This window comes from Blastocatellia bacterium (assembly GCA_035573895.1).
Classification (GTDB): Bacteria; Acidobacteriota; Blastocatellia; order HR10; family HR10; genus DATLZR01.
This window is the reverse complement of the sequence record DATLZR010000160.1, coordinates 1-26,748: the sequence shown is the minus strand read 5'-3', so window position 1 is coordinate 26,748 and position 26,748 is coordinate 1. Positions and strand designations below refer to the sequence as shown.

At 59.4% G+C, this 26,748-nt stretch carries 21 protein-coding genes; 2 read left to right on the top strand and 19 right to left on the bottom strand.

What is annotated here, in order from left to right; translation table 11 throughout:
• The 6 genes from VNM72_13850 to VNM72_13825 all read right to left on the bottom strand — a co-directional run.
• On the bottom strand, nt 1–193 hold a 193-nt coding region (locus tag VNM72_13850; GenBank protein ID HXF06481.1), incomplete at its 3' end, for a response regulator.
• A 4-nt stretch (nt 194–197) separates the two neighbouring features.
• Nucleotides 198–1,625: a histidine kinase dimerization/phosphoacceptor domain -containing protein gene (locus tag VNM72_13845; protein ID HXF06480.1), complete on the bottom strand. Its 1,428-nt coding sequence runs from the start codon at nt 1,623–1,625 to the stop codon at nt 198–200.
• Between the two features lie 19 nt (nt 1,626–1,644).
• Nucleotides 1,645–2,079, bottom strand: coding sequence for a response regulator (locus VNM72_13840; GenBank protein ID HXF06479.1), 435 nt, complete (start codon nt 2,077–2,079; stop codon nt 1,645–1,647).
• Nucleotides 2,080–2,084: 5 nt separating this feature from the next.
• Nucleotides 2,085–3,146 carry an ATP-binding protein gene (locus VNM72_13835; GenBank protein HXF06478.1) on the bottom strand — a complete coding sequence of 354 codons (1,062 nt, stop codon included), beginning with the start codon at nt 3,144–3,146 and terminating at the stop codon, nt 2,085–2,087.
• Nucleotides 3,143–5,923, bottom strand: coding sequence for a PAS domain S-box protein (locus tag VNM72_13830; GenBank protein ID HXF06477.1), 2,781 nt, complete (start codon nt 5,921–5,923; stop codon nt 3,143–3,145). Before VNM72_13830 ends, VNM72_13835 begins: the two co-directional genes overlap by 4 nt.
• 98 nt (nt 5,924–6,021) lie before the next feature.
• A complete protein-coding gene (locus tag VNM72_13825; GenBank protein ID HXF06476.1) occupies nt 6,022–6,267 on the bottom strand; it encodes a helix-turn-helix domain-containing protein in 246 nt (81 codons plus the stop codon).
• Between the two features lie 331 nt (nt 6,268–6,598).
• Here VNM72_13825 and VNM72_13820 point away from each other — a divergent pair, with 331 nt between their 5' ends.
• Nucleotides 6,599–7,873, top strand: coding sequence for an aminotransferase class V-fold PLP-dependent enzyme (locus VNM72_13820; protein HXF06475.1), 1,275 nt, complete (start codon nt 6,599–6,601; stop codon nt 7,871–7,873).
• Nucleotides 7,874–7,937: 64 nt separating this feature from the next.
• On the opposite strand, the gene VNM72_13815 is transcribed toward VNM72_13820, so the two are convergent.
• Together VNM72_13815 and VNM72_13810 are read right to left on the bottom strand one after the other, a co-directional pair.
• On the bottom strand, nt 7,938–8,954 hold the full coding sequence (locus VNM72_13815) for an L-threonylcarbamoyladenylate synthase (GenBank protein ID HXF06474.1): 1,017 nt from the start codon (nt 8,952–8,954) through the stop codon (nt 7,938–7,940).
• Nucleotides 8,955–8,963: 9 nt separating this feature from the next.
• A complete protein-coding gene (locus VNM72_13810; protein ID HXF06473.1) occupies nt 8,964–10,157 on the bottom strand; it encodes an acetyl-CoA C-acetyltransferase in 1,194 nt (397 codons plus the stop codon).
• A gap of 264 nt (nt 10,158–10,421) precedes the next feature.
• Here VNM72_13810 and VNM72_13805 point away from each other — a divergent pair, with 264 nt between their 5' ends.
• Complete coding sequence (locus VNM72_13805; protein ID HXF06472.1) at nt 10,422–10,835, top strand: hypothetical protein; 414 nt, start codon at nt 10,422–10,424, stop codon at nt 10,833–10,835.
• A 118-nt stretch (nt 10,836–10,953) separates the two neighbouring features.
• Here VNM72_13805 and VNM72_13800 read toward each other — a convergent pair whose 3' ends face one another.
• From VNM72_13800 to VNM72_13750, 11 genes are all read right to left on the bottom strand, one after another.
• On the bottom strand, nt 10,954–12,138 hold the full coding sequence (locus VNM72_13800) for a response regulator (GenBank protein ID HXF06471.1): 1,185 nt from the start codon (nt 12,136–12,138) through the stop codon (nt 10,954–10,956).
• Between the two features lie 141 nt (nt 12,139–12,279).
• Nucleotides 12,280–13,500 carry an ATP-binding protein gene (locus tag VNM72_13795; GenBank protein ID HXF06470.1) on the bottom strand — a complete coding sequence of 407 codons (1,221 nt, stop codon included), beginning with the start codon at nt 13,498–13,500 and terminating at the stop codon, nt 12,280–12,282.
• 84 nt (nt 13,501–13,584) lie between these two features.
• The gene (locus tag VNM72_13790) at nt 13,585–15,258 is read right to left on the bottom strand and encodes a nickel-dependent hydrogenase large subunit (protein HXF06469.1); all 1,674 of its coding nucleotides are present in this window, start codon (nt 15,256–15,258) and stop codon (nt 13,585–13,587) included.
• 27 nt (nt 15,259–15,285) lie between these two features.
• Complete coding sequence (locus tag VNM72_13785) at nt 15,286–18,828, bottom strand: ATP-binding protein (GenBank protein HXF06468.1); 3,543 nt, start codon at nt 18,826–18,828, stop codon at nt 15,286–15,288.
• A 313-nt stretch (nt 18,829–19,141) separates the two neighbouring features.
• Nucleotides 19,142–20,857 carry a S41 family peptidase gene (locus VNM72_13780; GenBank protein ID HXF06467.1) on the bottom strand — a complete coding sequence of 572 codons (1,716 nt, stop codon included), beginning with the start codon at nt 20,855–20,857 and terminating at the stop codon, nt 19,142–19,144.
• A 242-nt stretch (nt 20,858–21,099) separates the two neighbouring features.
• Nucleotides 21,100–22,374, bottom strand: coding sequence for a choice-of-anchor tandem repeat NxxGxxAF-containing protein (locus tag VNM72_13775; protein HXF06466.1), 1,275 nt, complete (start codon nt 22,372–22,374; stop codon nt 21,100–21,102).
• A gap of 62 nt (nt 22,375–22,436) precedes the next feature.
• A complete protein-coding gene (locus tag VNM72_13770; protein HXF06465.1) occupies nt 22,437–23,324 on the bottom strand; it encodes a class III extradiol dioxygenase subunit B-like domain-containing protein in 888 nt (295 codons plus the stop codon).
• Between the two features lie 9 nt (nt 23,325–23,333).
• The gene (locus VNM72_13765; protein ID HXF06464.1) at nt 23,334–23,732 is read right to left on the bottom strand and encodes an STAS domain-containing protein; all 399 of its coding nucleotides are present in this window, start codon (nt 23,730–23,732) and stop codon (nt 23,334–23,336) included.
• Nucleotides 23,733–23,780: 48 nt separating this feature from the next.
• On the bottom strand, nt 23,781–25,052 hold the full coding sequence (locus VNM72_13760; GenBank protein HXF06463.1) for a M48 family metallopeptidase: 1,272 nt from the start codon (nt 25,050–25,052) through the stop codon (nt 23,781–23,783).
• 146 nt (nt 25,053–25,198) lie between these two features.
• Nucleotides 25,199–25,813 (bottom strand): protein tyrosine phosphatase family protein, encoded by a 615-nt coding sequence (locus tag VNM72_13755; GenBank protein HXF06462.1) that lies wholly within the window; start codon nt 25,811–25,813, stop codon nt 25,199–25,201.
• A gap of 38 nt (nt 25,814–25,851) precedes the next feature.
• On the bottom strand, nt 25,852–26,748 hold an 897-nt coding region (locus VNM72_13750), incomplete at its 5' end, for a glycosyltransferase family 2 protein (GenBank protein HXF06461.1).

Genomic DNA, 26,748 nt, shown 5'->3' with positions numbered 1-26,748 from the left:
CGCCGTCAATCTCTCCCCGCAGCATAATATCCATCAGGACAAGATCGGGACGAGTTTCGCCCGCCATATCAATGGCATCTTCGCCCGTCGAGGCGACGCCGACCACCTGATAGCCGAGGCTGATGAGACTGTTTTCGATGTCCATCGCCACGATGTTTTCGTCTTCGACGACCATGATGCTCGCGTTGGCCATAACTCTAACTCCTTTCCTTCGACCTCAGTTCGGAGAAGGTGATGCGAAACTCCGTTCCCCCGCTGTTTCGAACTTCCAGCGTCCCGCCGATCTGGTCATTAAGCGTCGAAACAAGCCGCAAGCCCAGCGATGTAGCCCGACGAATATCAAAATCGGGAGGAATGCCGACCCCCGTATCGGCGACGATCAACAGATACCGATTCTCTCCGATGGGACGGAGGACGATGCGAATCTCGCCGGTCGTTCCCGGAGGAAATGCGTACTTCAACGAATTGGAGACCAGCTCATTGATGATCAGGCCACAGGGGATGGCCGTGTCAATACCCAGATGCACGTTTTCCACATCAATGCGAAGCCGAACAGCTTCGGAATTGACGGCATAAGAGCGGAAAAGATGAACGGCCAGGTTCTTGATGTACTCGGCAAAGTCAATGACCGCCAGATCCTTCGACTGATAGAGCTTTTCGTGAATGAGGGCCATGGATTTGATGCGATTCTGGCTCTCACGGAACATGTCGAGGGTCTGGGGATCGGTGATGTTGCGGGATTGAAGTTTGAGCAGGCTGGAGATGATCTGGAGGTTATTCTTCACCCGATGATGAATCTCTTTGAGGAGCACCTCCTTCTCCCGGAGAGAAGCACGAATTCGTTCCTCCGCCTCTTTCCGCTCGGTGATGTCCGTGAGCGTCCCGGCGATGCGCGACGCCTGGCCGCTGCCGTCGCGCACAGCCTGGCCCCGGCACAGCATCCAGCGCGTGCTTCCATCCTTGTGAATCATTCGGTGCTCGCTCTCAAAGTGAGCCGTCTGGCCCTGAAGGTGAGCGTTGAGGGCCGTTCGGACAGCCTCGCGGTCGTCCTCGTGAATGCGGGAGAACCACTCGTCGGGGCTCGTCCCAATTTCTCCCTCATCGAACCCCAGCATGGATTTCCACCGAGGCGAGTAATAGACCTCGTTGGAGCGGAGGTTCCAATCCCACAGCCCATCGTTAGCTCCCCGCGCGGCCAGCGCATACCGCTCCTCACTCTCGCGCAAGGCCCGCAACAGCCGATCCCGCTCAATCGCGTAGCGGAGCGAGCGCACGAGCAGATTACTGTCGAGCTGCCCTTTGACGAGGTAATCCTGCGCTCCCTTCTGAACGGCCTTGATCGCCAGCTCTTCGTCGTCCAGACCGGTCAGCACGACAATAGGCACGCCCGGCGCGCGCGTATGCGTGCGAATGAAGGTGTCCAAACCATGACTATCGGGCAGCGACAGATCGAGCAGCACGACATCGAAGCCCTCCCGGCTCAGCCGGTCGAGCGCTTCGCTCAATTGCTCGGCCCGCACCAGCTCAAACTGAGCCGAGCTGACTTCGGCCAGCGTCGCCCGCAAGAGCCTCGCATCGCCCGGATTATCTTCGATGAGCAGGACCCGCGTGATTCCTGATGTCATCTCGCCAGCCATCATGGCACTATTCCGGCGGGAGCTTGACGATCGTGAGCCAGAAATCTTCCACCGATTTGACCACGGCGATGAACTGCTCCAAGTCCACCGGCTTGGTGATGTAACAATTGGCGTGAAGGTCATAGGTCCGCAGGATGTCCTGCTCCGCCTTGGACGTCGTCAGCACCACGACGGGGATTCGTCGCAATTTTTCATCGGCTTTGATCTCAGCCAGCACCTCACGCCCGTCCTTTTTCGGAAGGTTCAGGTCGAGCAGGATGAGATCGGGCCGAGGCGACAGCGCGTACTTTCCCTCCCGGCGCAGGAACATCATTGCCTCCACACCATCGCCCACCACATGGAGATTATTATGGACCTTTCCCTCCTTGAGCGCCTCCACCGCCAGGCGCACATCTCCGGGATTGTCCTCGACAAGCAGAATCTCGACAGGTCTCATGTCCATAAGGCTTATTCCTCCCTCTCCGCAGGCAGTGTAAAGAAGAACGTGGAGCCGCGCCCGAGCTGGGAATCCACCCAGATGCGCCCCCCGTGACGTTCAACTATTTTGCGACAGATGGCCAGGCCAATCCCGTTTCCGGGGTACTCGCCTCGGCCATGGAGCTTCTGAAAGATCTGAAAGACACGATCGTAATCCTTAGGCTCGATGCCCATGCCGTTATCGCTGACCGAGAAAACCCACTCTCGACCCTGTCGCGCGGCGGAAATGTGAATTTCCGGCCGCTCCTCAGTCCGACGAAACTTGATGGCATTGCCCACCAGGTGCTGCAGGAGCTGGATCATCTGAGCGCTATCCGCCGTCACCGTCGGCAAATCATCCCGTGTCACCAATGCTCCGAATTCCTCGATCGCCAGTTGAAGATTCGCCGTCACACGATCCACCACGGCATTCATATCGGTCGGTTCAAAGGGCTTGCCCTGCGTCGTCACCCGCGAGTAAGTCAACAGATCGGTGATCATGGACTGCATGCGATTGGCTCCATCAACGGCGAAGGCGATGAATTCATCGGCATCGGCATCGAGCTTGCCGCGATAGCGACGGGCCAACAACTGAACATAGCTGGAAACCATCCGCAGCGGCTCCTTCAGATCATGCGAGGCCACATAGGCGAACTGCTGCAGCTCCTGCGCTCTCGCTTCTGCCGCCTCCTTCCACCGTCTCACTTCCGAACGATCTTCCCCAACAGCATACCACAGCTTTTCCTCCACCGAGGGCGTGATCTTCCAGGCCACCCATTTGTAGGACCCGTCCTGGCAGCGGCAGCGACTTTCAAACTTCACGACCTCTCCCTCACCCAGGCGGTGAAGAGACGCCGCGACCGTCTCGGAATCATCCGGATGGATCAACTCGCTCAGGTTGCGACCACAGAGCGCCTCCGGGCTGAAGCCGAGCGTCCGCTGCCACGCCGAATTGAGGTGTAGCAAGCGACCGTCATCGCTCACCACACCGAGCAACAGATCGGAGAGGTCGAAGAATCGAGCGACGTTAACGGCTAATGCCTGGGCTGTCATAGCTCCCGCCTTCCATCGGGGATGGTGAAATAAAACGTGGCTCCTTCACCGGGCTGAGATTCGACCCAGATACGCCCCCCGTGGCGTTCAACAATCTTCTTGCAGATCGCCAGGCCGATGCCCGTGCCGGGATACTCCCCTTTGGTGTGGAGCCGTTGAAACATCTGAAAAATCTTCTCCGAGAACTGAGGATCGAGCCCGATCCCATTATCCCGAACTGAGAAGAGCCACTCTCCGTTTCTCGGCTCGACGCCAATGTGGATGACCGGCGCTCGATCCTTCGCCCGGAACTTCAGGGCGTTGCCCAGGAGATTTTGAAAGACCTGCGTGAGCTGCTGACCGTCGGCCAGGACTGTCGGTAAGGTATCGCAGGAGATGGTGGCTCCACTCTCCTCAATCGCCAGCTGAAGGTTCTTCATGGCCTGACGCACCACCTGATTCACATCGGTCGGTTCGAACGGGCGACCGTGAGTCCCCACGCGCGAATAGGCCAGCAGATCATTGATCAGCGCTTGCATCCGGGATGCCCCATCAACGGCAAAAGCAATGAATTCGTCGGCATCGGGGCCAAGCTTCCCCTTGTACCGCCGGGCGAGCAGTTGCGTGTAACTGGCAACCATCCGCAGCGGCTCTTGTAAATCGTGGGACGCGACGTAGGCGAATTGCTGCAACTCGGCGTTGCTCCGGGCCAGTTCTTCGGCATACCGCTTGAGTTCTTCCTCCGCTCGCTTTCGCTCGGTAATGTCACGAATGATGCCCCGGAATCCCACCGGCTGACCTCGGGCGTCCCGGATGAGCGAGACCGAGACCTCCACATGACGTCTGGATCCATCCTTTCGCCGAACCACGTAATCGAATCCTTTGACCGATTCTCCCGTGCGGTAGACGCGATTGAAGGTCTCGAAAACTTTCTTGATGTCGGACGGCTCGACATATTCCTTGTAGTTGAGGCCCAGTAGCTCCTCCCTGGAATATCCGTGAAGCTTGGTCAGCGCATCGTTGAAGAAGATGAGATTTCCCGCCAGATCGGTCTCGTAGTATCCATCCTCAATGTTTTCCAGAATCGTTCGGTATTTTTCCTCGCTCTGTCGCAGGGCCTCTTCAGCACGCTTGCGCTCGGTGATATCCACGACACTGCCTTCGTAGTAGAGCACCTTCCCGGATTCATCGCGGACGGCGCGGGCACTTTCCGAGAGCCAGAGAGTCGTTCCGTCCCGGCGATAGACCTCGTACTCAAAGCCATGAACGACGCCCTGCTCTTCGATGAGCCGTTTGAATTCCTCGCGTCGCTCGGGGTTGACATAAATGCTCCGGCCGATATCGGTGACGCTCGACATCAACTCCTCGGGGGATGCATAGCCGTACATGCGAGCGAGCGCCGGGTTGGCGCTGAGGTAGTGACCGTCAGGAGTCGTCTGAAAGATTCCCTCAATAGCATTCTCGAAGATCGAGCGATATTTTTCCTCCGCCTGGCGGAGGGCCTCTTCCGCCCGTTTCCGCTCAGTGATGTTCACCATGAAGCCGCGCAAGCTACTTACTCGCCCGTCGTCAGTGACGACCTGCACGCTTTCCCGCACCCAGATGAGACGACCGTCCACAGCCATCATGCGGTACTCAAATTCCAGATCGCGCTTCTCCAGGACGGCCAGATGGTAGAACTCCGCGGCCCATTGGCGATCCTCCGGGTGGACGATTCGTTGCCAGAATCGGGGATCGGCCACCCATTGCTGGAGGGGGTAGCCGAGCATGTCCTCAGCTCGCTGGCTCACAAAGGTGTACCGGAGCGTCTCCGGATCACGCTCCCAGACGATAGCATCCAAGCCATGCACGAGCTGGCGATACCGCTCCTCTGACGCGGCCAATTGTCGCCGGGCCTCGTCGAGCGCCCGCGTCTGCTCCTCCAGGCTCCGCGTGCGCCGTTCCACCTCCCGTTGAAGCATATCGCTTTGCCGCGAGAGAAAGAGAACGAGCGAGCCCACCGCCGTCACAAACAGGATGCCGAACGTGTAAATGGTGAAATCGTAAATCCGCAGCCGCCCCGAAAAAGTCTGCTCCTTACTGCGAATTTCCACCTGCCATTTTTTGTCCGCCACGCTGAGCGCACGCACGACGCTGAAGGGAGTCTGCGGAGCCGTTCCACTCTCGCTGGCATAGATGGAATTCCCCGCGCTGTCCCGAATCTCCAGACTGAACCGATCCTCCACATCCCGCGTCAGGAAATATCGGAGCAGATCCGACACGCGAAACACCCCTCGCACGCACCCCTCGTATCTGTCTTTCTTAAAGACGGGCACATAGACCATGAAGCCGAGACCGCCTTGAATCAGAGGACCGGGATCGGCCAACACGATGCTCTCAGTGTCTCGCGCTTTGTCGAGCAGGGCCCGTTCGGTCGCCGATTGCGAGAGATCGCGCCGATAATCCCGACGATTCTGCTCCAGGGGATGAACCATCGCCACCACCCCATCCGGGGTCACGTACTCAATGGCCTGAAAACCCGGAACGTCCTCAATTGTCGAGCGAGCGAAAGCGGAGAATTCCGCCTCGGTTACTTCGGTGCTATTTTCGAAGAAAGTCCCCACCCCCTGCAGCGCAATGATCCGCTCGCTGATGAACGTCTCCACGCGATCCTTGAGTTGCTCGGCAGCCACCTCCGCTGACTTCCTCAATTCCCCCTGAAGCTGGTTCACCGCAATTTTACGAACAAAATAGAGAGCCACGGAGACCACAACAGCAATGAGGAAAATAAATCCGATGGCCTGTGATCGCCGATTCATCGCTGTCTGTCCCAGTTGTTTGGATTGATCATGAGTGCGCGGGGATGCGCGTGACTCCTCTGTCCCCGACCACCGGCTGCCCCCCTTACATCTCGTTTTTACTTGTCATTCTTCTTCCCTCGCGCGGACGCCTTCGATTGATTCCGCTGCCGCGCCTGCAGGCGGTTCTTCTCCTCCTGAGCCTTTCGCCACTGATCAATTGATTCTTTGTTGAACCGCCAGTCCGTGCCGATCTTGAACGCGGGAAGTTCCCCCCGCTTGGCATAGCGGCGAACCGAATCGGGATGGACGTTGAGGTATTCCGCCACTTCCTTCAACGTGAAGACAACCTTCGGAACTCCCATTGTCTTCCTGCCCCCTCCTTACCCAAATAGGATTACCCGTGCTATGCCAGGTTATGATACACCGAGAGGGTATGTCCGGAGAGCATCCAGGTCAATACGCTCGATGCCGTATTTTCGCCTCGCCCGAAAGCGGAGATCGCCGATTGACCCGCTCGAGGGACCAGCCATCCGGCGTCTCCGGTCTTTGCCTTTTTCGCCCGACAGGTGTAGCTTTGCTCTCCGCCAATGGAGTGCAGACGTTCCCGTCTGCAAATACAATGCATGCGCGAAGGCCGACGGTACGTGCTTGCCACGCGGGCTTGAAAGCCCGCGTCAGTCGGAGGAGGTGCCGATGAACAGACGAGAGCTTGTTCGTAACACAGTCGCCGCTGCCGCTCTGCTCGGCCTACCCCGGTCGCTCGTGAGCGCGCTACTTCGCGGCGATGTTCCGCCGCTTCCGTCACCGCAACTGTATGACCGCGATCCGGAATGGTATTGGGCGGAGTTGCGCCGTCAGTTTCTCCTCGATCCCAATCATATCAACCTCAACTGCGGATCCGTGGGGGTATGTCCCCTGCCGGTCATCCGGGCCGTGGTCGAGCACCTTTTCGCGTCGGAAGCCTTTAACGAATCCGACTATCCCTGGTGGGGATATGCCGAGAACGAGCATATCCGCGAGGTCCGCGAGGCTCTGGCCCGGTGGCTCGGTGTTTCCCGTGATGAAATCGCCCTCGTGCGCAATGCCACTGAAGCCAACAATACAGTCGGCAACGGTCTCGATCTCAAGCCCGGTGAGGCTGTCCTCACGACCGATCAGGAGCACCCGGGCGGTCTCTGTTGCTGGCTGCAGCGCGAAGCCCGTCACGGAATCCGCGTGAAGTACGTCTCGATTCCTCTTCCTCCAGCCTCTGCCGAACAGATTATCGAATTATTCGACAAAGCCCTCACGCCCGATGTCCGCATCGTCTTCTTCAGCCACATCACGACCACGACCGGTCTCATTCTACCGGCTAAAGAGATCTGCGCCCTCGCCCGTCAGCGAGGAATCCTCTCGGCCGTGGATGGGGCACACGCCATTGGACAGATACCGCTTAATCTTCGGGAGATCGGCTGCGACTTCTACAGTACGAGTCCGCACAAGTGGTTGCTCGCCCCCAAGGGCACCGGCGTGCTCTATGTGCGAGAGGAGGTCCAGGATCGCCTGTGGGTCAATATCGCCAGCGGCGAGTGGAACAATAAGGCGCTCAAGGCCTATCGCTTCAGCAATCTGGGAACGAGCAATCTCTCCCTGCTCAAGGGGCTGCTGGCCGCTCTTCGATTCTTCGAAGCGATTGGACCGGAGCGCATCATGGCCCGCCAGCGCCAACTCGCGCGCATGGTTCGAGAGGGCTTCGCGCGGATGCCGCGAACAAAAGTCCTCACGCCCGATGATTCTCGCCTCTGGGGCGGCATGACAACGGCGGAGTTCGCCCCGGCCGATTCAGAAAAGCTGCGAGCCGCACTGGCAGACCGGAAAATTCGAGTGGGCGGGGGAGCGCCTCGAATTCGGCTCTCAACGCACGTCTTCACACAGCCCCGGGAGATCGCTGCCTTCTTTGACGTCGCTCGCCAGGTGCTCGGCTCATAAAAGCTCCATCGCCGAGGCGACAGGTCCACCCTGGCCGTGACGACCGAGGCCGCGCGGAGGTTGACTAAAGGATCTCCTCAGCGGCTCGCCGCAGCCGGTCCATGACCGCGCGACCGAGGCCAACATCGGGGATCCCTTCGACAACGATGACCTCCACACCGCGCCGGTCCAGCTCGCGCAATGCGGCGAAGATGCGCCGCGCGTAGGCCTCAGCCTCCGGAGACAGGAGGATGCGATGAACAATGCGACCCGGCCCGACGACATCTCGGTCGCTGCCGATGTAACCCACAGTCGTTACATCCCCGAGCGCAGCCTCCAGGCGTTTCGGGTGGACCTCTTCGTCCCACGCTTCAATGAGAAGTACACGGGCTCGTGGACTGTAGTGGCGATAGCGCGTGCCGGGCGAATGGCGGAGACGCTCGGCCTCCGCCGTCATCCGTACATCGCCGATCACTCGCTCCAGTTGCTCCAGCGTGACACCGCCCGGACGCAAAATCACCGGAGGCGACGTCGTTAGATCCAAAACCGTTGATTCGACTCCCACCGAGGTCGGCCCGGCATCGAGAATCATCTCGATGCGACCGCCGAGATCATCCAGAACGTGCTCGGCTGCTGTCGGACTCGGCCGTCCCGACAGGTTGGCGCTCGGTGCCGCAACGGGATCGCCCAGAGCCTCGATGAGCCTGAGCGCCACCGGATGATCCGGCATTCGCACCGCCACCGTTTCAAGACCTCCGGTGGTTATCAGCGGGACGCGCGCGCTTTTGGGAAGCACCAGCGTCAACGGTCCCGGCCAAAAGGCTTCGATCAACCGCGCGGCGCAACCGGGAATCTCACGGGCGATCTCGTTGAGGTCGGCAGGCCGCGCAATATGGACAATCAGCGGATTATCGGCGGGCCGTCCTTTGACGGCAAAAATTCGCTCCACGGCAGATGGAAGCAGGGCATCGGCGCCGAGCCCATAGACGGTCTCGGTCGGGAACGCCACCAGTCCCCCCTGGCGCAGGATACGAGCCGCCCGTTGGATCGCCTCCGGCTCAGGAGCGTCGCTCGAAATCGCTACCACTTCGGTGGGAACCATGTCTTCGGATCACAGGATACTCTCGACAATCATGGCGACCGCTTCGCCCCCGCCGATGCAGAGCGTGACCAGTCCCCGTCGGGCGCGACGCCGCTTCATCTCGTAGAGCAATGTCGTGAGCAGCCGCGCACCACTGGCTCCAATCGGATGTCCCAAGGCCACGGCTCCCCCGTTGACGTTCACCCTCGCCGGGTCAAGACCGAGCTGCTTGATCGAGGCCAGCGCGACGACGGCGAACGCCTCATTGATCTCGAACAGATCAATCGCATCAACCGTCAGATTGGCTCGTCTGAGCACCTTCTGAATGGCATCCACCGGAGCCACGGGAAATTCCTCGGGCGCACGAGCCGCCGCCACGGCTGCGACAATTCGCCCAAGCGGTGTGATCTTGCGGTGTTCGGCCTCTTCACGAGCCATGACCACGACTGCCGCTGCCCCGTCGTTGATCTTGGACGCATTGGCCGGAGTGATCGTCCCCTCTCGATCAAAGGCCGGTTTGAGCGTCTTCATCTTCTCGAAATTGACGCGCTTGGGCTCCTCGTCTTCCACTACCTGAACGGGTGCTCCTTTGGCTTGCGGAACGTCCACCGGGACGATCTCCTCGGAAAATAGACCTTCGGCTTGCGCGCGCAGCGCTCGCCGGTAGCTCTCAGCAGCGTACTCGTCCTGTTCCTCCCGGGAAATCTTCAGGTTCCGCGCGCACAGCTCGCCCGCATTCCCCATGTGGAAATCGTTATAGACATCCCACAACCCATCTTTGATCATGCTGTCGAGGATCTGTCCGTGACCGAGCCGATAGCCCATTCGCGCTCGGTCGAGCAGATAAGGCGCTTGACTCATGCTCTCCATGCCCCCGGCGACAATGATGTCGGCATCGCCAAGGGCGATGGCTTGAGCCGCCAGCATCACGGCTTTGAGACCTGAGCCGCACACCTTGTTGATCGTCAGGCACTCGACCGATGTGGGTAATCCGGCAAAGATCGCCGCCTGCCGTGCCGGTGCTTGCCCGACTCCCGCCGACAGAACATGACCCATGATGACCTCGTTGACATCGGCGGGTGAAAGTCCCGCTCGCTTAACCGCTTCGCTGATGGCAGCAGCACCAAGCTGAGGCGCACTCAGCCCGCTCAGCGAGCCGAGAAACGACCCAACCGGTGTCCGCGCCGCACTGACAATGACAACGTCACGAATTTGCGTATTCATAAGTCCACCCCCTCAAATTTAAATGTCGCACTTTGTGAGAGCGTCACCGCCTGCGCGTCAAAAGCTGCGACACCAGTACTCTGTGTTCGTAGCTCAGCATCCAGAGCACCTGCAACCATGAGATTGACGCTCCACAGCATAGCATGACAGGCCAATCTTATCCCTTCGCCGGATTAAAAGCAAAGCGAATCCACCTTGACTCTCTCAATCGCCATATTAGACTATACCCTGCAACGCAATTACACATTTCGGAGGTACTTGCTTATGGCAAACGAAGAATCTGAAATCACAATTGAAAGTAAGTCTGAAGCGGCAAAGATCGAGAAGAAGGTTGAGCCATCCGAGAAGCGGGCCGACCCGCTTGAAGAGCTGGCTAGCTCTGTCAAAGAATTTGCCCAGAAGATTCCGGAATCCATAACAAAAGCCATTGAGAAGGCCCTCGAAGGCCGCGAGTTCCCGATCATGGTGCGCGTGAACAAGGATGCCCTCAAGCGCATTGACGATCTTGTGGAAGCCGGTATTTTCCGCAGTCGCTCCGAAAGTGCTGCCTTCCTGATCAGCGAGGGGATCAAGGCGCAGGCATCGTTGTTCGATCGAATTTACGAAAAGATTCGGGAGATTGAGCGGCTGCGAGAGGAACTCAAAAACGTACTAGGACAAGAGAGACCATCCTCATAAAGGCACCACAAGGAACGTCGCATCGGGCGGGAGGCTGCTGGCATCGGGAATGGGCAGGCGAGTCTCTTCTGAGAGGGGACTCGGCCTGTCCTCGGCCTCATCAGGGGATTCCGGGATTTTAGGACCTAGCGCCGGCCGGGACGGGTGTTGCCGTGGGTCTTTGATTCCCTGAGAGTCGAGCGGCCAATTCGCTTAGGGTGGTCGCGAAGGCCGGTTCCGCGTACGTGGCTGCGGCGCGTGGATCAACTTTCAGTGCAGAAAGGCAGAGATCGAGTGCTGGAGGAATGATTCCGAGGACAGCCAGGCCCAGGCGCGCGCGAATTTCGGGCACGATGTCGTTGAGGAGAGTGGGGACGAAGAGGCCCGCGCGATTGACGATGACAATGCCGAGCGTATCCGGCCGCACGCCCCAGGTGCTGAGAAGATCACTCATGGCCTGGGCAGCTTTCAGGCAGGTCGGATCCGGCTCCATCACAAGAACAAGAGAGTCGCACGAGCGTATGATGGCGCGACTGGCCGATGAGGGGTAACATCGGACATCGGCAATGAGGTGATCAGCGAGCATGGCCAGAGCTTTCATAATGGTTTCGGCGGTCTCCGGCTTGATCTCACGATAGTCTGTCGCCCGCTGAGCACCGAACAGGACCTGCAATCCACTCGGATGTTGCGCGAGCCGGCTGCTCACATCCTGTTCGGTAATTCGCGTCGGCTCACGATCGAGCAGATCGGCCAGGGTGTCGGTGGGCGTCATAGCCAACTGAGTCGAAAACGTGCCCCCGTAACTCGCCCACTCGACGGCGATGGTTCGCTTCTTGGCCGCGGCAAGGGCGAGGGCCACCTGGAGCGCGACCGTGGTCGTTCCCACGCCTCCTTTGGCTCCCATGAAGCCAATGACCCGGCCCTGCTGAGGCGCGGGAGCGCGGCGGAATCGCCGGGTCCGCTCGAGCAATGTCTCGATTCGAGCGATAAGTTCTTCGCTATCGAAAGGCTTGGTCAGATATTCATCGGCTCCAGCTTTGAGTCCCCGCACGCGATCGGTCACCTGGGCACGAGCGCTGAGCATAATGATCGGCAGGTCCGCGGTCTCCGCATCCGCCCGCAACAGCCGACAGGCTTCGAGCCCGCTCATATCCGGGAGCATCACATCCAAAACAATCAGGTCAGGACGTTCGCTGCGGACCTTGGATAGGGCTTCTCCGGCCGTTTGTGCAGTGATGACCTCATAGCCCTCGATCTGCAGCGAGTAGCCGGTCAATCGCAGCAAACTCGGTTCGTCATCCACAACGAGAATTTTGGCACGCATCTTTATCTCCTCTCTTTCCGCTCAGGAAACCGTCACCGGATCGCGCAATGGCCGGGTCCGGCGATCGGCCTTCTGCTGTGCACCCGTTCGGTTGGCATTTCCTTCTGCTCGCACGGATCATTGCGCGCGTAGCTTCTCCTCTCACCGTCGGGGGAGGGTGAAATAAAACGTACTCCCCTTCCCCAATTCAGTGATCACACCGATATGCCCCCCATGGGCCTCGACGATGAGGCGGGAGATATAGAGGCCCAGGCCCGTTCCTTTGGCTGCCCGTTTGGCCGAACTGGTCACCTGATAGAACTTGTCAAACAGGCGAGGAATTTCCTCCTCGGGAATTCCCGGCCCCTGATCAATGACTTTGACCACCACGCGATCCGTCTCGGACTCGGCGGTGACCAGGACGGGCTTCGGCCCGTCAGTAAATTTGATGGCATTTCCCACGAGGTTGATGAGGACCTGTTCCAATCGGAGCCGATCAGCGCGGACGACGAGAGGTTGGTCGGGCAGTGTCGAGCGCAGGGTGATTCCCTTTTGCTCGGCCAGCGTGCCCAGCGTCTTGAACGTTTCGGTGATGACGTCGGCCAGGTCAACCTCCACGAGAGTCAGCTCCAGCCGTCCCGATTCCATCCGCGACATATCGAGCAGATCATTGACGAGGGCCATCAGTCGGTCCACTTCGTGGATCATTCGGGTGAGAAATTCCTGCTGGAGGGCGGGATCGTCCGCTTTCCCCTTGCGGAGCAGCTCAGCGAATCCCTTGATGGAGGCCAGAGGGGTACGCAGCTCATGCGAGATACTGGCGACGAATTCCTCTTTGAGGCGCATCAGTTCGCGCTCGGCCTGTTGAGCCTGGTAGATCTCGCTGATGTCGCGGGCATTGATGAGCACGCCGGTGATTTTGCCGCGTCGGTCGCGGGACAGCACGCAGGAGAGGTTAACGGGGATCGCCTGTCCGGTCAGGCTGCGGATGGTCGTCTCATAGTGCGTGAGCGTTCCCCCGGGCGCGCGGTCCAGCAATTCCTTCGGGGTTGTCGGCACATCGGTCGTCCCGCACACATCGGCAAAGGGTTTGCCGGTTAGCTCCTCCGGATCCATTCCCAGCAAGCGGCCCGCTGCCCGATTGACCCGCACAATGCGACCACTGCTATCGAGCAAAAACAGGGCTTCGCTCATGGACTCGATGACGCGCTCGAAGAGATCGCGCATCTCGTTGATCTCCGCGGCACGCCGTTCCAGCTCGACTTGAGTCTCCGTCAGCTCGGCGTAGGCCGCCTGAAGATTAGCGAACATATCGGGCCGCGTCCCTTTCCGTCCGCCCGGCGGCACAGAAATCTTCAGATCTTTGGTCGTCGGTTCATCCATGAGTCACTGTCGCACGAACTTTTTGCTCTCGTTCCAGCCGGAACCGTCTCTCCGGCGATGTCACCCCTTTCACCGAGCTCCTTCTTAATGCACGGCACAGGATAAACAAGGATCAAAACTTCGTATCGTCCGCAACAGATCAATCCCCGTCAAAGCGTCGTTCCGTTCGGTCTCTTCAACAAGAGGAGTGTGCATCAGGGCCTCTTCGAGAGGCCCCGCCGTTGCCCACAAATCGCGCGGTGAGACGATCCAGGTTGATGCCGTGAGGATCTGGTAGGTCGCGATCTTTCCGCCGATGATCTCCAGATAGTGAAGCAGAGGCCCCCGACCCGCCTCGGCGAACCCCACGCTGAGAGCCTCCGGTGGAATTGTGTAGGGCTGTGCGAGGACGTTCCGACCATGCCGAACAGCGTCGAAGGCTCTGACGAGGGCGGCGTAAGCAGCCATTGCGGCGTAGGCGATATGATAGGCTCGCGCACGCAGCCGCTCCAGGGCGTTGAGGCGCCGAGGGATCCGCCAAGTGAGCGTGACTGCCGGCAGGTGGCCGCGCGGCATGTCAATCTGTACGCTTCCGCCGGATGAATGGATATATTCGTTGGCCACTTTGCCCGCCAGCGCCGTGATCCACAACCGGGCCACGGGTCCACCTTCCATCGCCACCCGATTCCACCGGGGAGATGTGCACCAACTGTATTTGTGCTGCCACTGCCGCACGGATGGAGCCGGAATGGTTTTCTTATTCCAGGGATGAGCCGGTGACAAAGGCACGCCCTGCGGATCGCAGCGAAAGCGACTCCCGGTCCACGGTCGGTAGTATGAGTGGTCAACGAACTCTTCGATCTCCAGATTGATGGCCGGCAGCCGCGTGGTGCGCAGCCGTCCGTCCAGAACCACACCCGGCGTCATCAATCGCCTCTCGCCCCATTCCGCCGAATGACCCATCTTGGCATCATAAGCCTCAGGATCGTCCCAGAGCCCCAGCGACAGAAGATTCACCGGTCGCTCGCCGACCGCTCCGTAGTCGGGGTGCTCGCGGAGGAAAAAGTCCGCCACATCATCCCATACGGCCACGACTTTCTTGGCATAGTCAATGAGCCGCATCATGCGTCCGAAGACGTGATTGAACAGCGCGGGACCGGCATCCACTCCCAGACCCGCCGGGAAGATCGTCGAGGGATGAGGATTTTTCCCGAAGATGAGAACGGCAGCTTCCCGCGCCGCCCGCGACATCTGCAAGGCGTCGCGGTAAAGCGCTCCCTTGAGCGGTTCCAGCTCCCGGAAAATATCGGCCATGCGATACAAGCCATGCCACTCGGCATGAGGAGCGTCAGCTTTCTCCGCCCGTTGCCACAACGAAGGTGTCGTTCGCCGGATGACACTTTCCGAGTAATCCGGCCCCGCGAGCGCGAACAGATGAAGCGCATACTCGGAGATCATCTCGGCTCCCAAGCCGAGATTACGTGCCAGCACAGCCAGCGGCGGTGCGGGTACCCCACAAGCCATCTCCAGCGCCATCGCCGACGCCAGCGTATGAGCGCTTCCGCAGACGCCGCAGACGCGACTGGCCAGGTGTACGCTGTCTTCCGCCGCCCTCCCCTCCAAAATCAGCTCCACACCGCGAAACATCGGAGCTTCGGCCGAGGCCTCCACGACGCGACGGCGACTGGGATCAACCCGACAGCGCACGACCAGGGGACCCGCCACACGACTGACGGGTGACCAGACGAATTCTATCGCGCCGTTTGCTTCTCTTTTCATCGCGCCACTCATTTGAGCTATCGCGCGTCACGAGGCCACGGAGGAATGGGCCCGCTGAGCGAATCTCACCAGGGGAAGAAAATGGTCGGCAAAGTGCCGGGCGGTGCATCCGATACAGGCTCCGCCAACCGACGCGCATCCGCCGAGTCCGCGCATCCATCCCTGATGGGGAACGGGACAGCCGACCGTAATATCGGGACGGGAGGAACCGTCCCCGATCTCCTCCGAATTCCACGCCAGGCGAGGAGCCGTCACCGATGCCACTTGATGGTATAACCAGCGCGGACGATGTTCATCATCAAGTTCCAGAGGAACGAGTCCCGCCAGATGGAGCAGCAGGCAGATGAGCGTTTCGATCACCGTCTCGCCGGATGGAGCACACCCGGGGATATTGATGATGGGTAACCCCGACCGACTCACGAAATCGCGCCCAAGGAGCGCTTCTAAACCGATGGCGCCAGTGGGCGAGCCATTGGCTCCAAAAACACCTCCCCAACTGGCGCAGCTTCCAACGGCGACGACCGCATGCGCCCTCGGCGCCAACTGTTCGATCCAATCGCTGATCGTCGCTCTCTCCATCTCCCCCAGACGAGAAAAATAGCCGCCGTTGGCTCGGGCTTCGTCAAACACCGATCCTTCGACGATCAGGATGAACGGTCTGACACCGCCTGCTACTTCCTTCAAAAGAGCCGCGTAATTTTCTCCTGTGTCCAGTGCATCCTCTGAGGGAACGACGAGCGCAGGATGGATCAGGTGAACAGCGGGAAGATTGGGAACGGCACCAAGCAGGAGGTCTTCCAGGCTGGGCTCACTCGCGCCTAGCAGGGCGAGCGTACAGCCGTCGCAGCCACCGGCGGTCAACCAGACAATTGTCCATGAATCCACCGACAGCCGGGAATCATCGTTTGTCCGGGGATTGGCCTGCGGCAATGTCGTGGTCGGGTCTTGGGAAGGCTCCTCTGCCGAGGAAATCGCGTGATTATGACTTCCGGACACCCCTACCGGGATCACCTCTCCCGCTTCAGAGAGTGTTGTTTGCTCCGGCTCCATCGAAGGGCGCGACGTATCGGGCCCCTCGTGTATCGGGGCAGGCCGGGCGCGCTCGTCATCGTGGGCAACCGATGGGCGCTGTTGCCCTGACGGCAATGGGAGTGCCACCGAGAAGACGCTTCCCTTCCCCAGTTCAGTTTCGACCGCAATTTTCCCCCCGTGCGCTTCCACCAAACGCCGTGCGAGGTAGAGTCCCAGCCCGTTGCCGCTCTCTTCACTCCTGCCGGGGACGCTCGCTCGGTAGAACTTATCAAACACCCGCGGCAGGACATCAGGAGCGATGCCCGGCCCCTGATCCGCGACTTTGACCGTTACCCAGTCATCATTTTGCTCGGCTGTAATGTAAACCGGGCGGCCCGGATCGGAGAATTTAATGGCATTCCCTACGATATGCCCGAGGACTTGATGGAGCCGGCGTCGGTCGCCTCGAACGATAAATGCTCCTTCCGGCACATCGTGGGTCAGGGAGATCTCCTTCTGCTGCGCTTGAGTCAGCAGCGATTGAATTGTCTCCGTGACCACGGCGTGAAGGTCAACATCCTGCCATTCGAGAACCAACCGCCCGGCCTCGATGTGCGAGAGATCAAGCAGATGATCCACAAGCGATGTCAACCGGTCAACCTGCGTCGCAACGGATGAGAGAAATTCAAGCTGCACCGCCTGGTTCTTTACCTTCCCCCGGCTGATGAGATCAACGAATCCACGGATCAGGGAGAGGGCCGCTCGCAATTCGTGAGAGATATTGACGAGAAACTCATCGTCGAGACGCCACGGGCTCTCCGCTGCAGGGATGCCGATTTCTTCCGCGGTCGGAGAGAGGGCCGTGGGTTTTTCCTCAGAAGGGGTGGCGCGGGCTCCAACGGCCTGCGTCATCATGATCATCAACCCGGCCAGTACCTGTTCCAGGGTCGCCGCGCGAGCTTTCATCGCATCGAGTTGCTGCTGGAGCATCTGGAGATCTCCGCCCTCGGCGCTTCCAACGGGCTGTAGAGGCTCCCGGCCCGCGGGAACGGACGAGGGACGTTGATCTGCTGCAACCTGGACAGTTCTCTCCGGCTCAGCTGCAGATTCCTCTACGGGAGCGGTCTCACCGACATGAGAGATCACCGGCGGCGGTGAGGTAACGGGCACCGGTCGGGTCTCCGCCTCCATCCAGGCGCGAGCGCGCTGTTGCCACTCAGCCGCCTCGCTCTGTCCGAGTGCCTGAGCGAGCACTCGTGCGAGCTGAACGCCATCGAGGTATTCGACCACCTGGTAGTCATGCGCCCCTTCCTCAACGGTCTGGACACCTAACAATTCGTTCTCATGGGTCACCAGGACGATGGTGGGAATATGCGCCGCCAGGGCCCGCCACCGCAGAAACGTAGCCAGCCCTTGACTATCGGGGAGGACGAGGTCGAGCAAAGCCACGTCAACGGGGCCGCTGGTCACCCGCGTGAGACTCGGCCCCAGATGAGTCTCATGGAGGATGTCGAGAGTCTCACCGCCGATAGCCTGCACGAGCGTCCGCAAGCGGTCGGCCAATTGGTGATCGCTCTCGACGATGAGGACGACATGACGCGATGTATGTGCCGGTGAGAGCTCCGGCGATAGCTCGCGTTGTTGTTGCTTCTCAGGCTCCTTTTCGATCGCTACTCCGGCCGCTGCAGCAGCGGCTTTGGGCGGTTCCTGAAACTCCTCGGCTCGCCCGGAGTTCTCCAGAGGGGCTGGTTCAGCTATCGCGGCGGACTCGTCAGCGGAAGGAGACGGTGCGATGACCGGGCCGCCGTGAAAAGTCTCGTGGATCAGGATGAGGAAAGCACTCTCGCGCTCCCAGGCGGTACGAAAGACACGGGCGCTGAGATGAACAATTGTCCCTTCGACATCGGTTACGGGAAAGCTCTCCCATCGCCCCTCCGCCAGGGGAAAGCTCGTCATCTTTTCCACAAAAGCTCGCAGGCTATCCCGAAGCAACTCGCGAGCGACGGGGTTAACGTACCGAACGGCCCCTCGACTGTCGAGGATGAGAAATCCGTAGGGGCTGTGCTGAAGCACGCTATGATAGCGCGATTCAGCCGCTTTCAAAGCGGCGGTGGGGCGGGATTGATCCACAACAGTCGGGGGATTCTCCAGGGCATACCGGACGGCTCGCTCCACAATGGTCCGTGTCAGATGAGCTTTGAGCAAATAGCCCTGAGCGCCTTTGCGCAATGCCTCGACAGCGAGCACCTCGGTTTCAAAATCGGCGAGAATGATCACCGGCACCGTCGGAGCCTGAGCGCGCACGGAGAAGAATGTCTCCAGGCCCTGACTGTCGGGAAGCGACAGATCCAGTATCACGAGGTCAATGCCCCCGGCGCTCAATCGTTCAAGAGCCGATGCGAGCCGATCCGCCGATTGGACGACAAGCGCAGCGATCTCCCCGAGCAGAGCCGTAATCTGCCGCGCATCAGCCGGACTATCCTCGACCACCAACACCGTCACCGGTTCCCGACCGATGGAACCCGCTGCCATTGCTTCCCCACACTGATGCGATCTCAAAAAACCGTGATCACCTTAGAGCAAGCCCGCGCACTTGTCAAGCGAGCCCCTCACGGTCCTTTGCCGGGAAAACGCGGAAGGAAGGGCACATCAGGGGGGAGCCAATGTCCCTGCTGAGCAACGGGCATGCGGAGAGTCGGCGAACAATGGGACTCTCTTCGATCAGCGAATTCGTAAGGCCGATGACGGGGCTGAATCGGTCAATTATCGTTTCTGTGAGTCACCTCCCGACAGTGAATCCTCCATCCCGTGTGCTGAGGGGGATACCGTTCGCTTCCGAATCGGATAGTCGTAGCTTCAAAAAGTGCGAGCGTCAGGCGGGGATGTCCCGTCCGACGGACCAAAAAGGATAATTCCCCTGCACGACGATCGGCACGATCACCCGCCTTGAGGCCGCCGATTTCTGTTCGGCTTTTTTCCCGATGCGCTGCTTATAACTGGCGGCCATTTCCGCTGCCTTCGGAAGGGCCTCGAGCGCCTTGAGGACTTGGAGATCCGTTTCGTTGAGAACCTGGGCGGCTGTGGCCAGACCGTAGGCTGCCGTCACGATCTCATAGCGAATGTAGGTGCGCAAGAATTCTCGATTCTGATCAATGACTCTGGCCGGGAGGCGGAATTCCTCCTTGTGCTCGAGCACATACTGCTTGAAGGCCGCCAGGACATCATCCGTGACACGATATTCCTCCGGCCCGAGGACATGATTGAACGTGATCCCCTGGACGCGATACCGCTCGAAACCTCGGAGCGTCCCGGAAACCAGCTCGCGCGTGAAGGCAAAAATCGCACCGATCATCTCCGACTGCTCGCGCGTTAACACGGTAGACGGAACAATGATATCCGGCGTGACACCCCCTCCGCCATAGACCTCACGCCCGGCATCAGTGCGATAGGCTGGTCCCGTTGGCATTCGGGGTTGACTCGACGCGTCATTACCCCGATGAAGAGCATAGTAGCTGTAGTAGCTCTCGTTCGAGTAGCTGCGCTGGATGAACCGCCCGCTCGGCGTGAGGTATTTCGCCGTGCTCAGAGTCAGGCCCGTCCCGAAAGGCAACGGCAGGATCGTTTGCACCAACGCCTTTCCGAATGTAGGTTCGCCGACGACCAGGCCACGATCGTGTTCCTGAATGGCTGCCGTCACGATCTCCGAAGCCGAAGCCGTCGCCTGGTTCACCAGTATGACAAGGGGCATCAAATTGGGATTGGTGTTCTGAGCATAGTAGGGGCGCTCGGCATTGCGGCGTCCCAGTCGGCTTTTTTGCGTCACGATGAGCTGACCGGCGTAGAGGAACCGGTCCGCGACGCGAATGGCCTGTTCGAGAAAGCCCCCCGGATTGCGCCGGAGATCGAGAATCAACTGGGTGACCCCTTTGGATTCCAGCATCGTGAGAGCCTGTTGCAGCTCATCGTCGGTGGTGGTATTGAACCCTCGGAGCAGCGAGATATAGCCGACACCGGGTCGAATCGGATAGGCATTCTCGATTGTGGGAAGCGGCACCGCGTCCCGCACGAGCCGAATAGTGCGGGGTCGCGTCTCCCCGGCCCGCAAGATTTGCACCTCGACGGTCGTTCCTCGCGGCCCCCGTAGTCGTTCCGACACCTGAGAGGACGGCCAGCCCTCGGTTGATTCCCCGTTAATGGCGACAATTTGATCTCCATAACAAAGTCCCGCCCGGTGGGCCGGCGTATTCTCGAAGGGAGCCAGGATGTAAACCTTCCCGTTGCGCGGTCCGATCGTCGCCCCGATACCGTAATACTGGCTCGTCTGCTCAATGCGAAACCGAGCGTACTCCCGCTTGTCGAAGAAATTCGAGTGAGGATCAAGCGTATGAAGCATTCCCTGGATTGCTGATTTCACCAGAGAATCGTACTCGATCTTGTCAACATAGTGCTCGTCAACAATGGCCAGAGCCTCGGCGAAATCCTTCAACACGGTTTGTTCATCCGTGCTGCTTCCTCGAGATGACAGCGGGAGCGTGCCGATCAGAAAAAGAATCAGCACGCAGGCAGTTCGAGTAGCCCGTCGTCTCACCGGCTCCCTCCTTCGCTGCTGAAGTTGTCCCACCATAGGAGTGGATATTAAACCACACCCTCACAGCTTTCGTACAGACGAGAGGGGAAAAATCGTTTGCCCGCAGACCGAGGGCAGATCAATCGGTGGTTGCCGAAGCCCACGCCCGGCCCACCCGCGCCATCACCTTTCTGAGTGTCCCAACCGTGAGACCATGAGTATTGCCAATCAGCCATCAGAGGTGGCGCACCTCACTGTCTCGATTACCGGCTGATGCCGATAGTGAAAAGCCGCTTGGCCTGACCGAGAAAGATCCCCTCTCTGATCTGATCCGACCCCACCAGGCGGGCTTGAAAAATCGTTTGAGTATCATTGTTGAGGACAAAATCGCCGATGCTGGCGATTCGACCTCCCCTGGTTCCCGGTACGGTCTGCCCGACGCGCGCCACCGGGAGAATAATCGTCAAGACGGGACCGAGCGTGACCGAGTAAAGCCCTTCTGGAGAATCTCCTCCGGTCAAGCGGGCGCGAAAAACCAGCAGCTCGTTGTTATTGATCGAGAGTTCGCCGAACTCGCTGAACTCGCCCCCTAACGGCGCTGAGCCGCCAGCCAGCGCCTTGATGTCAACGCCAGGCAGAAGACCGGGGAAAAGCATCTGGAAGATTCCCCATCCGACATCGCCGCCGTCGAGCTTGGCCGCGAAGACCAGTTCGTTCGGCGAGCGTGCCAGCGATACAAACTCGGTGAACCGGCCCGTTCGCCGTCCCGGAGCGTCCTGCCCATCGAGAATAATGATCCGGGCAAATTCCGACAGTACCGGCAGCAAGCTCATAGCAAAAATGCCCTGCTGATGGCGACCGTCACGAATGCCGGCTTGAAAAGTGACAACCACCGACAACGGAGAGAAGGAATTCACCACGAAGTCCCCAAAGGAAGCAAAGACCCCCTCTCCGCCGCCGACATTCTGCCCCTCGAAAACGAGGACGCGGACGACTCCCGTCCCGACATGAACATAGAACAGACCTGAGCGGCCTCTTTCGCTCCCCTCGACCGTGGCATGGAAAACGGCAAAAGGACTCACGAAGCCAATCTTGCCAAATCCCGCTATCCGGCCATTGATTTCAGCGAGAAAGAACCCCTGCAGAACGAGAGGGCGCACACCTTCACCTTCGCGGAAAGTAAACAATCCACTCTCGCCATCGCCGTCCTCGATATCAGCGGTGAAAACCAATCGTCCCCCATTGCTGAGCACGACGCGATGAAACCGTTTGAATGTCCCCCGGCGGGCGCCGATCTTATCTCCCACGCGAATAATCAATCGGGGCTTCCCACTGCCCGGATGGCGATAGATTCCTTCGGGCGCAATGAAGACGATGGCCCCGTTATCGTTGGTGTCGAGGTCTCCGATCTCCGACTCGTCGGGGGGAACCTCCATGGGGTGCTGACTACCAGCGCCCGACGGAGCCGCCGTCAGGCCCATCGAGAGAACCATCAGCGTAGCACCGACAATCCGTCCGAATGATCCCTTCATCATCATGGCCAAACGTCTACTCGCTCGGACGGGATCTGTCAAGAGCACCTCAGCCGCTTATGGTCTCGTCAAAGTTGATCGTCCAGCGACGATGCAGCCCGCTCTGCCGCGGTGGAGACGGGTGGCGTCTCAGAATGCCGTTCTCCAGCCGTAAGATCGGCGAGAACGGCGACGAGGTATCCGACTCCAAAGGGGGACTCGTAGCAGAGCACCTCATGATTGATCCCTCGCAGCCCCACCGCTCCCAGAGCCACGAGCAACGGACGATAGCCACATTCGCTGGCGCGAATGCGCAGATCATTTTCGATCTGGCAGATGGCCACGAATTCCCCGGAACGCAGTGCCTCAACGATGCGTTCGTCGAACTGACGCGCGCGAGGATCGAATCCTGCCGGTGACATCTCGCTCACACGGTGGCTGAGATGTCCGCTGGCGATGAAGACCGCCCGCCGTCCGAGCGCCGCCACCGCCCGATCAATCCCCTGACCGAACGTCACGTGAACCTCATGCGGCAAGAGAGAACACCCGATACCCACCACTTTTCCTCGCCAGCCGGCACGGGTGAGGAAATAGAGCGGCACCAGCATGCCATGGTCCAGCGGAGTACCATCAGGGATTTCAAAGGTCTTAATTCCCCGATCAAAAGCCTCGCTGATGATCTCGTCAACCAGAAGCAGATCACTTTCGAACTCGAAACGGAGGGAGAAGCAGCCGTAATGAGCAAAGGACCCTCGGAGGACATCGCCGACATGCACCCCGAAAGCCTCCCGGGAGATCGGGGCGTGGGGAGTCAGGATGATGACCGTTTCAGGGGCGGCCTCGCAGATGCGGAGCGCCAGACGATTGAGTGCCTGCACCGAGAGTGTCGCTGACTGGACGTTGTGACGGTCGCCGACCTCTTCGATAATCCTCGGCGGATGAGGGACCATCACGATCATGCGAAGTCCGTCAGCCATAAGCTCGTCCTACTGGGTCTCTCTTTTCCGTCGCGATGGTTTTGACTTCGCCGGATCCGGCGACTTGACGGAGCTCCCGAGCGCTTCATCCTCGGTCACATACACCTCAAAGATGCTGTCCAGGTTCGACACCGACAGAATCTTCCGCACACTCAGCGACGGATTCACGAGCTTCAACGCCCCATCCTGGCTCGTGACGAGGCGGAGAACATTGATTAGACTCCCGACACCAAGCGAGGTGATAAGCGTCACCCGGCTCAATTCGAGCAGGATAGTCCTCCATCCCTCAGCGAGAAGCTTCTCAACGGCCCGGTAGATGCCATCGCGTTCAAATCCGGGATCGAGCCGCCCGCTCACCTCAACGACGGCGACCTCGGGATTAATTACGCGCGTCCGGATACGACACATGTGCTGCATAACATCTCTCGACAAATCGCTCCCGTCCCCGACAAAGGCTCATTCTCCGCCGGAAAATTCCCGGACGAAGCGAATTCGCCTGGCCAGCGTGGGATGATCATAGAAGATGATCTCCACAAGTGGTGACGCCTCATATTCGCTCACGTTGAGCCGACCGAGCTTCTCGAAAGCGGTGATGGCCGCGACCGGATTGCGGATCCGGCTGATGGCAAAGCGATCCGCTTCCCGCTCCAGGTGCCGAGAGTACGTGTTGAGGATGGGAAAAGCCACTCCACAGGCAACCAGAAAGACGAAGCCTACGAGCGGCAGACTCGCGCTGTCCGCCAGGTCGGTCACTCTAACGCGCGCGGTCGCGCGACGGAGAAGACGACGACCCAGTAATTCCACCAGGAGACAGCCCCAAAGCACCGCGAGGACGCCGGCGGCGATAAACTTCCAGACGTGGTGAAAGCGATAATGGCCAATCTCATGCGCCAGAACGAACATGATCTCCTGAAGGGTGAACCTCTCAAGCAACGTGTCGTAAAGAACGATGCGTTTGGTGGGACCGATCCCGATAACGTAGGCATTCACCGCCCGGCTCTGACGGCTCGCGTCCATCACGAACACATCCTCAGCAGGGACGCCCTCGGACCGCGCGAACGCGAGAAGCTCGCCCTTCAGTGGACTCTCCGGCAGCGGTGTGAACCGATTGAATAATGGCGCAAGCACAACCGGAGCAATATAGATGAGAAACACGATCACCGGAATGGAGACCAGCGTCGCCCAGGCCCACCACCGCCGCCGACCGAACAGCCGATACAGACCCAGTACCACACCGATGAAAATGACCAGGGCGATCGCTTGCGCAACCGCATAATCCCTCAGCCACTGACTGAGCGTTTGCGTGATGAGCCCGTACTCGCGACCTATCCCGTAGCTGGCATAAAGATCGAGCGGCAGGTTCAGAAGCATTATGAGCGAAAAGAAAATCACCAGATAAACTACCCGTTGTCCACCGCGCCGAGACGTGAGTCTTCCAGTTACATCCATGAGTCGCGCCGAGAGTCCAGTAATGAAAATCAACCACAGCGCACCCAGATTGAGACCATACCGAAGGACGAAGAGAATTCGTTGCTTTCGTGCCTTTTCTTTCCCTCGTTGCCAGTCGTCCGGCCCTCCCCCACCATCAGGGTGATTCGTGAAGCCCCATCCGTACACCGGACGCTGCGTCTTCGATACATTCAGAGCCTCGGTCTGTAACGCAACCGTTATTGGAACAGCGACCAGCAGGAGAGCGATAATTCGTTTTCCGCTCTGCCGTATGCTCACCGGTAGCTTCCTTTCCGCCCTGGCATGCGCAATGTTAGTGAGGCGGACTCCGAAAAGCAACAGGAAAACGAAAGTCAGGAGAAACGCGTCGCTACCCGATACTCTTTCCCGGAGAAGCCCCATCCGCGAACTTCTCCAAGGATCACTCAGTCTCCACCGGGAAGTTTCGCAGCGCGAAAGGGCACGCCTTGTATCGGCGCGGCGTGAAGGCGGCGGGCAAAATCAAAGACGTAGCCTTTCATGCCCCAGAGATACCACTTGAACCCAAATCTCCGCATTTCCCGATAGGCGTGCTCGGCTTCCCAGCCCTCATAGAGAATCCGATAGAGGGCGACCACAACTCCGGTGCGATCTTCCCCTCGACGACAGTGAACGAGTACCGGGCGAGCTTTTGGATCAGCGATGACCTCAAAGATGCGTCTGATCTGATCGTCGGTCGGACGCCTGAGATTACTGAGCGGAACATTTTCATAGCGCATTCCCAGCGATTCGACCAGCGCCCTCTCTTTCCGCGCCCGCTTTCCTGCCCCCCGTAAATCAATGACCGTGCGAATGCCCATTGCGGCGAGCTTCTTGAACCCTTCCTCCGATGGTTGACCAGAGCGATAGAGGAATGGGCTTACCTGAGCCAACCGGGGAAGGCTTGAGTCTTGAGGAGAGGACGCGTCCCACTGGATGACCAACGGCAGGACAGCCAGAAGGGATGTGCCGGCCACCAGAACGAGCCGTTTGGTCCCTCCAGAGTATTTCCCCGAGACCATCCTCATTGTCCTCACACCCCCCCATGCGACCAACCATATCACCCCAACCCCGCCAGTGTCGAGCCTGCCGCCGCCTCCCCTCCTTGCGCTCTCCCCCCTTCTTCCCATCCCCCAATCACCTCCGTCCTCCTCCGTGAAACCAAGCGATACCGAATCCCACGCCAGGTGATCTCTCGACGGACCGCCGATGCCACCCCGTTGACAACATAAAGCAAACTCACCAGAGGATGAAGCAACCAGTACGCCCAGCGAAACCGCCTCAACTCCTCCACCAGTTCCGGCCGCATCAGACCAACAGCACGCTCCCGAATGACCCCCTTGATCACACCCGGAAGGTAAATCAACGCAACCGCCATAAGCGGCCAGCTTAAACTTCCCCCCCTCACAACCCGTTCTACAACACCCCAAACCCCCGACAGGAAAACTACCGTGAATAGAAGGTGCGTCAGCAACACCATCCACCACAACCTCGGCGCATAGACCCTGGTGATGGCGATCTGTCGGTTGGTGAACTCGATCAACTCACGAAAAGAACATGTCCCCGAACTCACCACCAGACAGGAGGGCACAAACTTGATCCAGTAGCCCGATGCTCTGACAGCTTCCGTCAGGGTGTAATCGTCTGAAACGGCACCCTGCCATGCCTCGCGGAGTCCGATAGCCTCGGCCACCCTCCGGCGAATCGCCCTTGACCCACCCCAAGCAAAGTTCCTCCGATGAGGTCCAAACGCCGTCAGACTGAGAGCATTCCACAACGACCGCAGAAGCGACCAGAAACTCTCTCCCACGCGATACCACCGAAAGCCCGTCGTCGCTCCTACCCCCTCCTCATCGAGCCCCTCAATCAGCCGCCGAAGCCACTCACGGCTCACCCGACCATCACTATCGGCGAACACGTAGACCTCAATGCCATGCCCGCCCACCAGATGATGCTC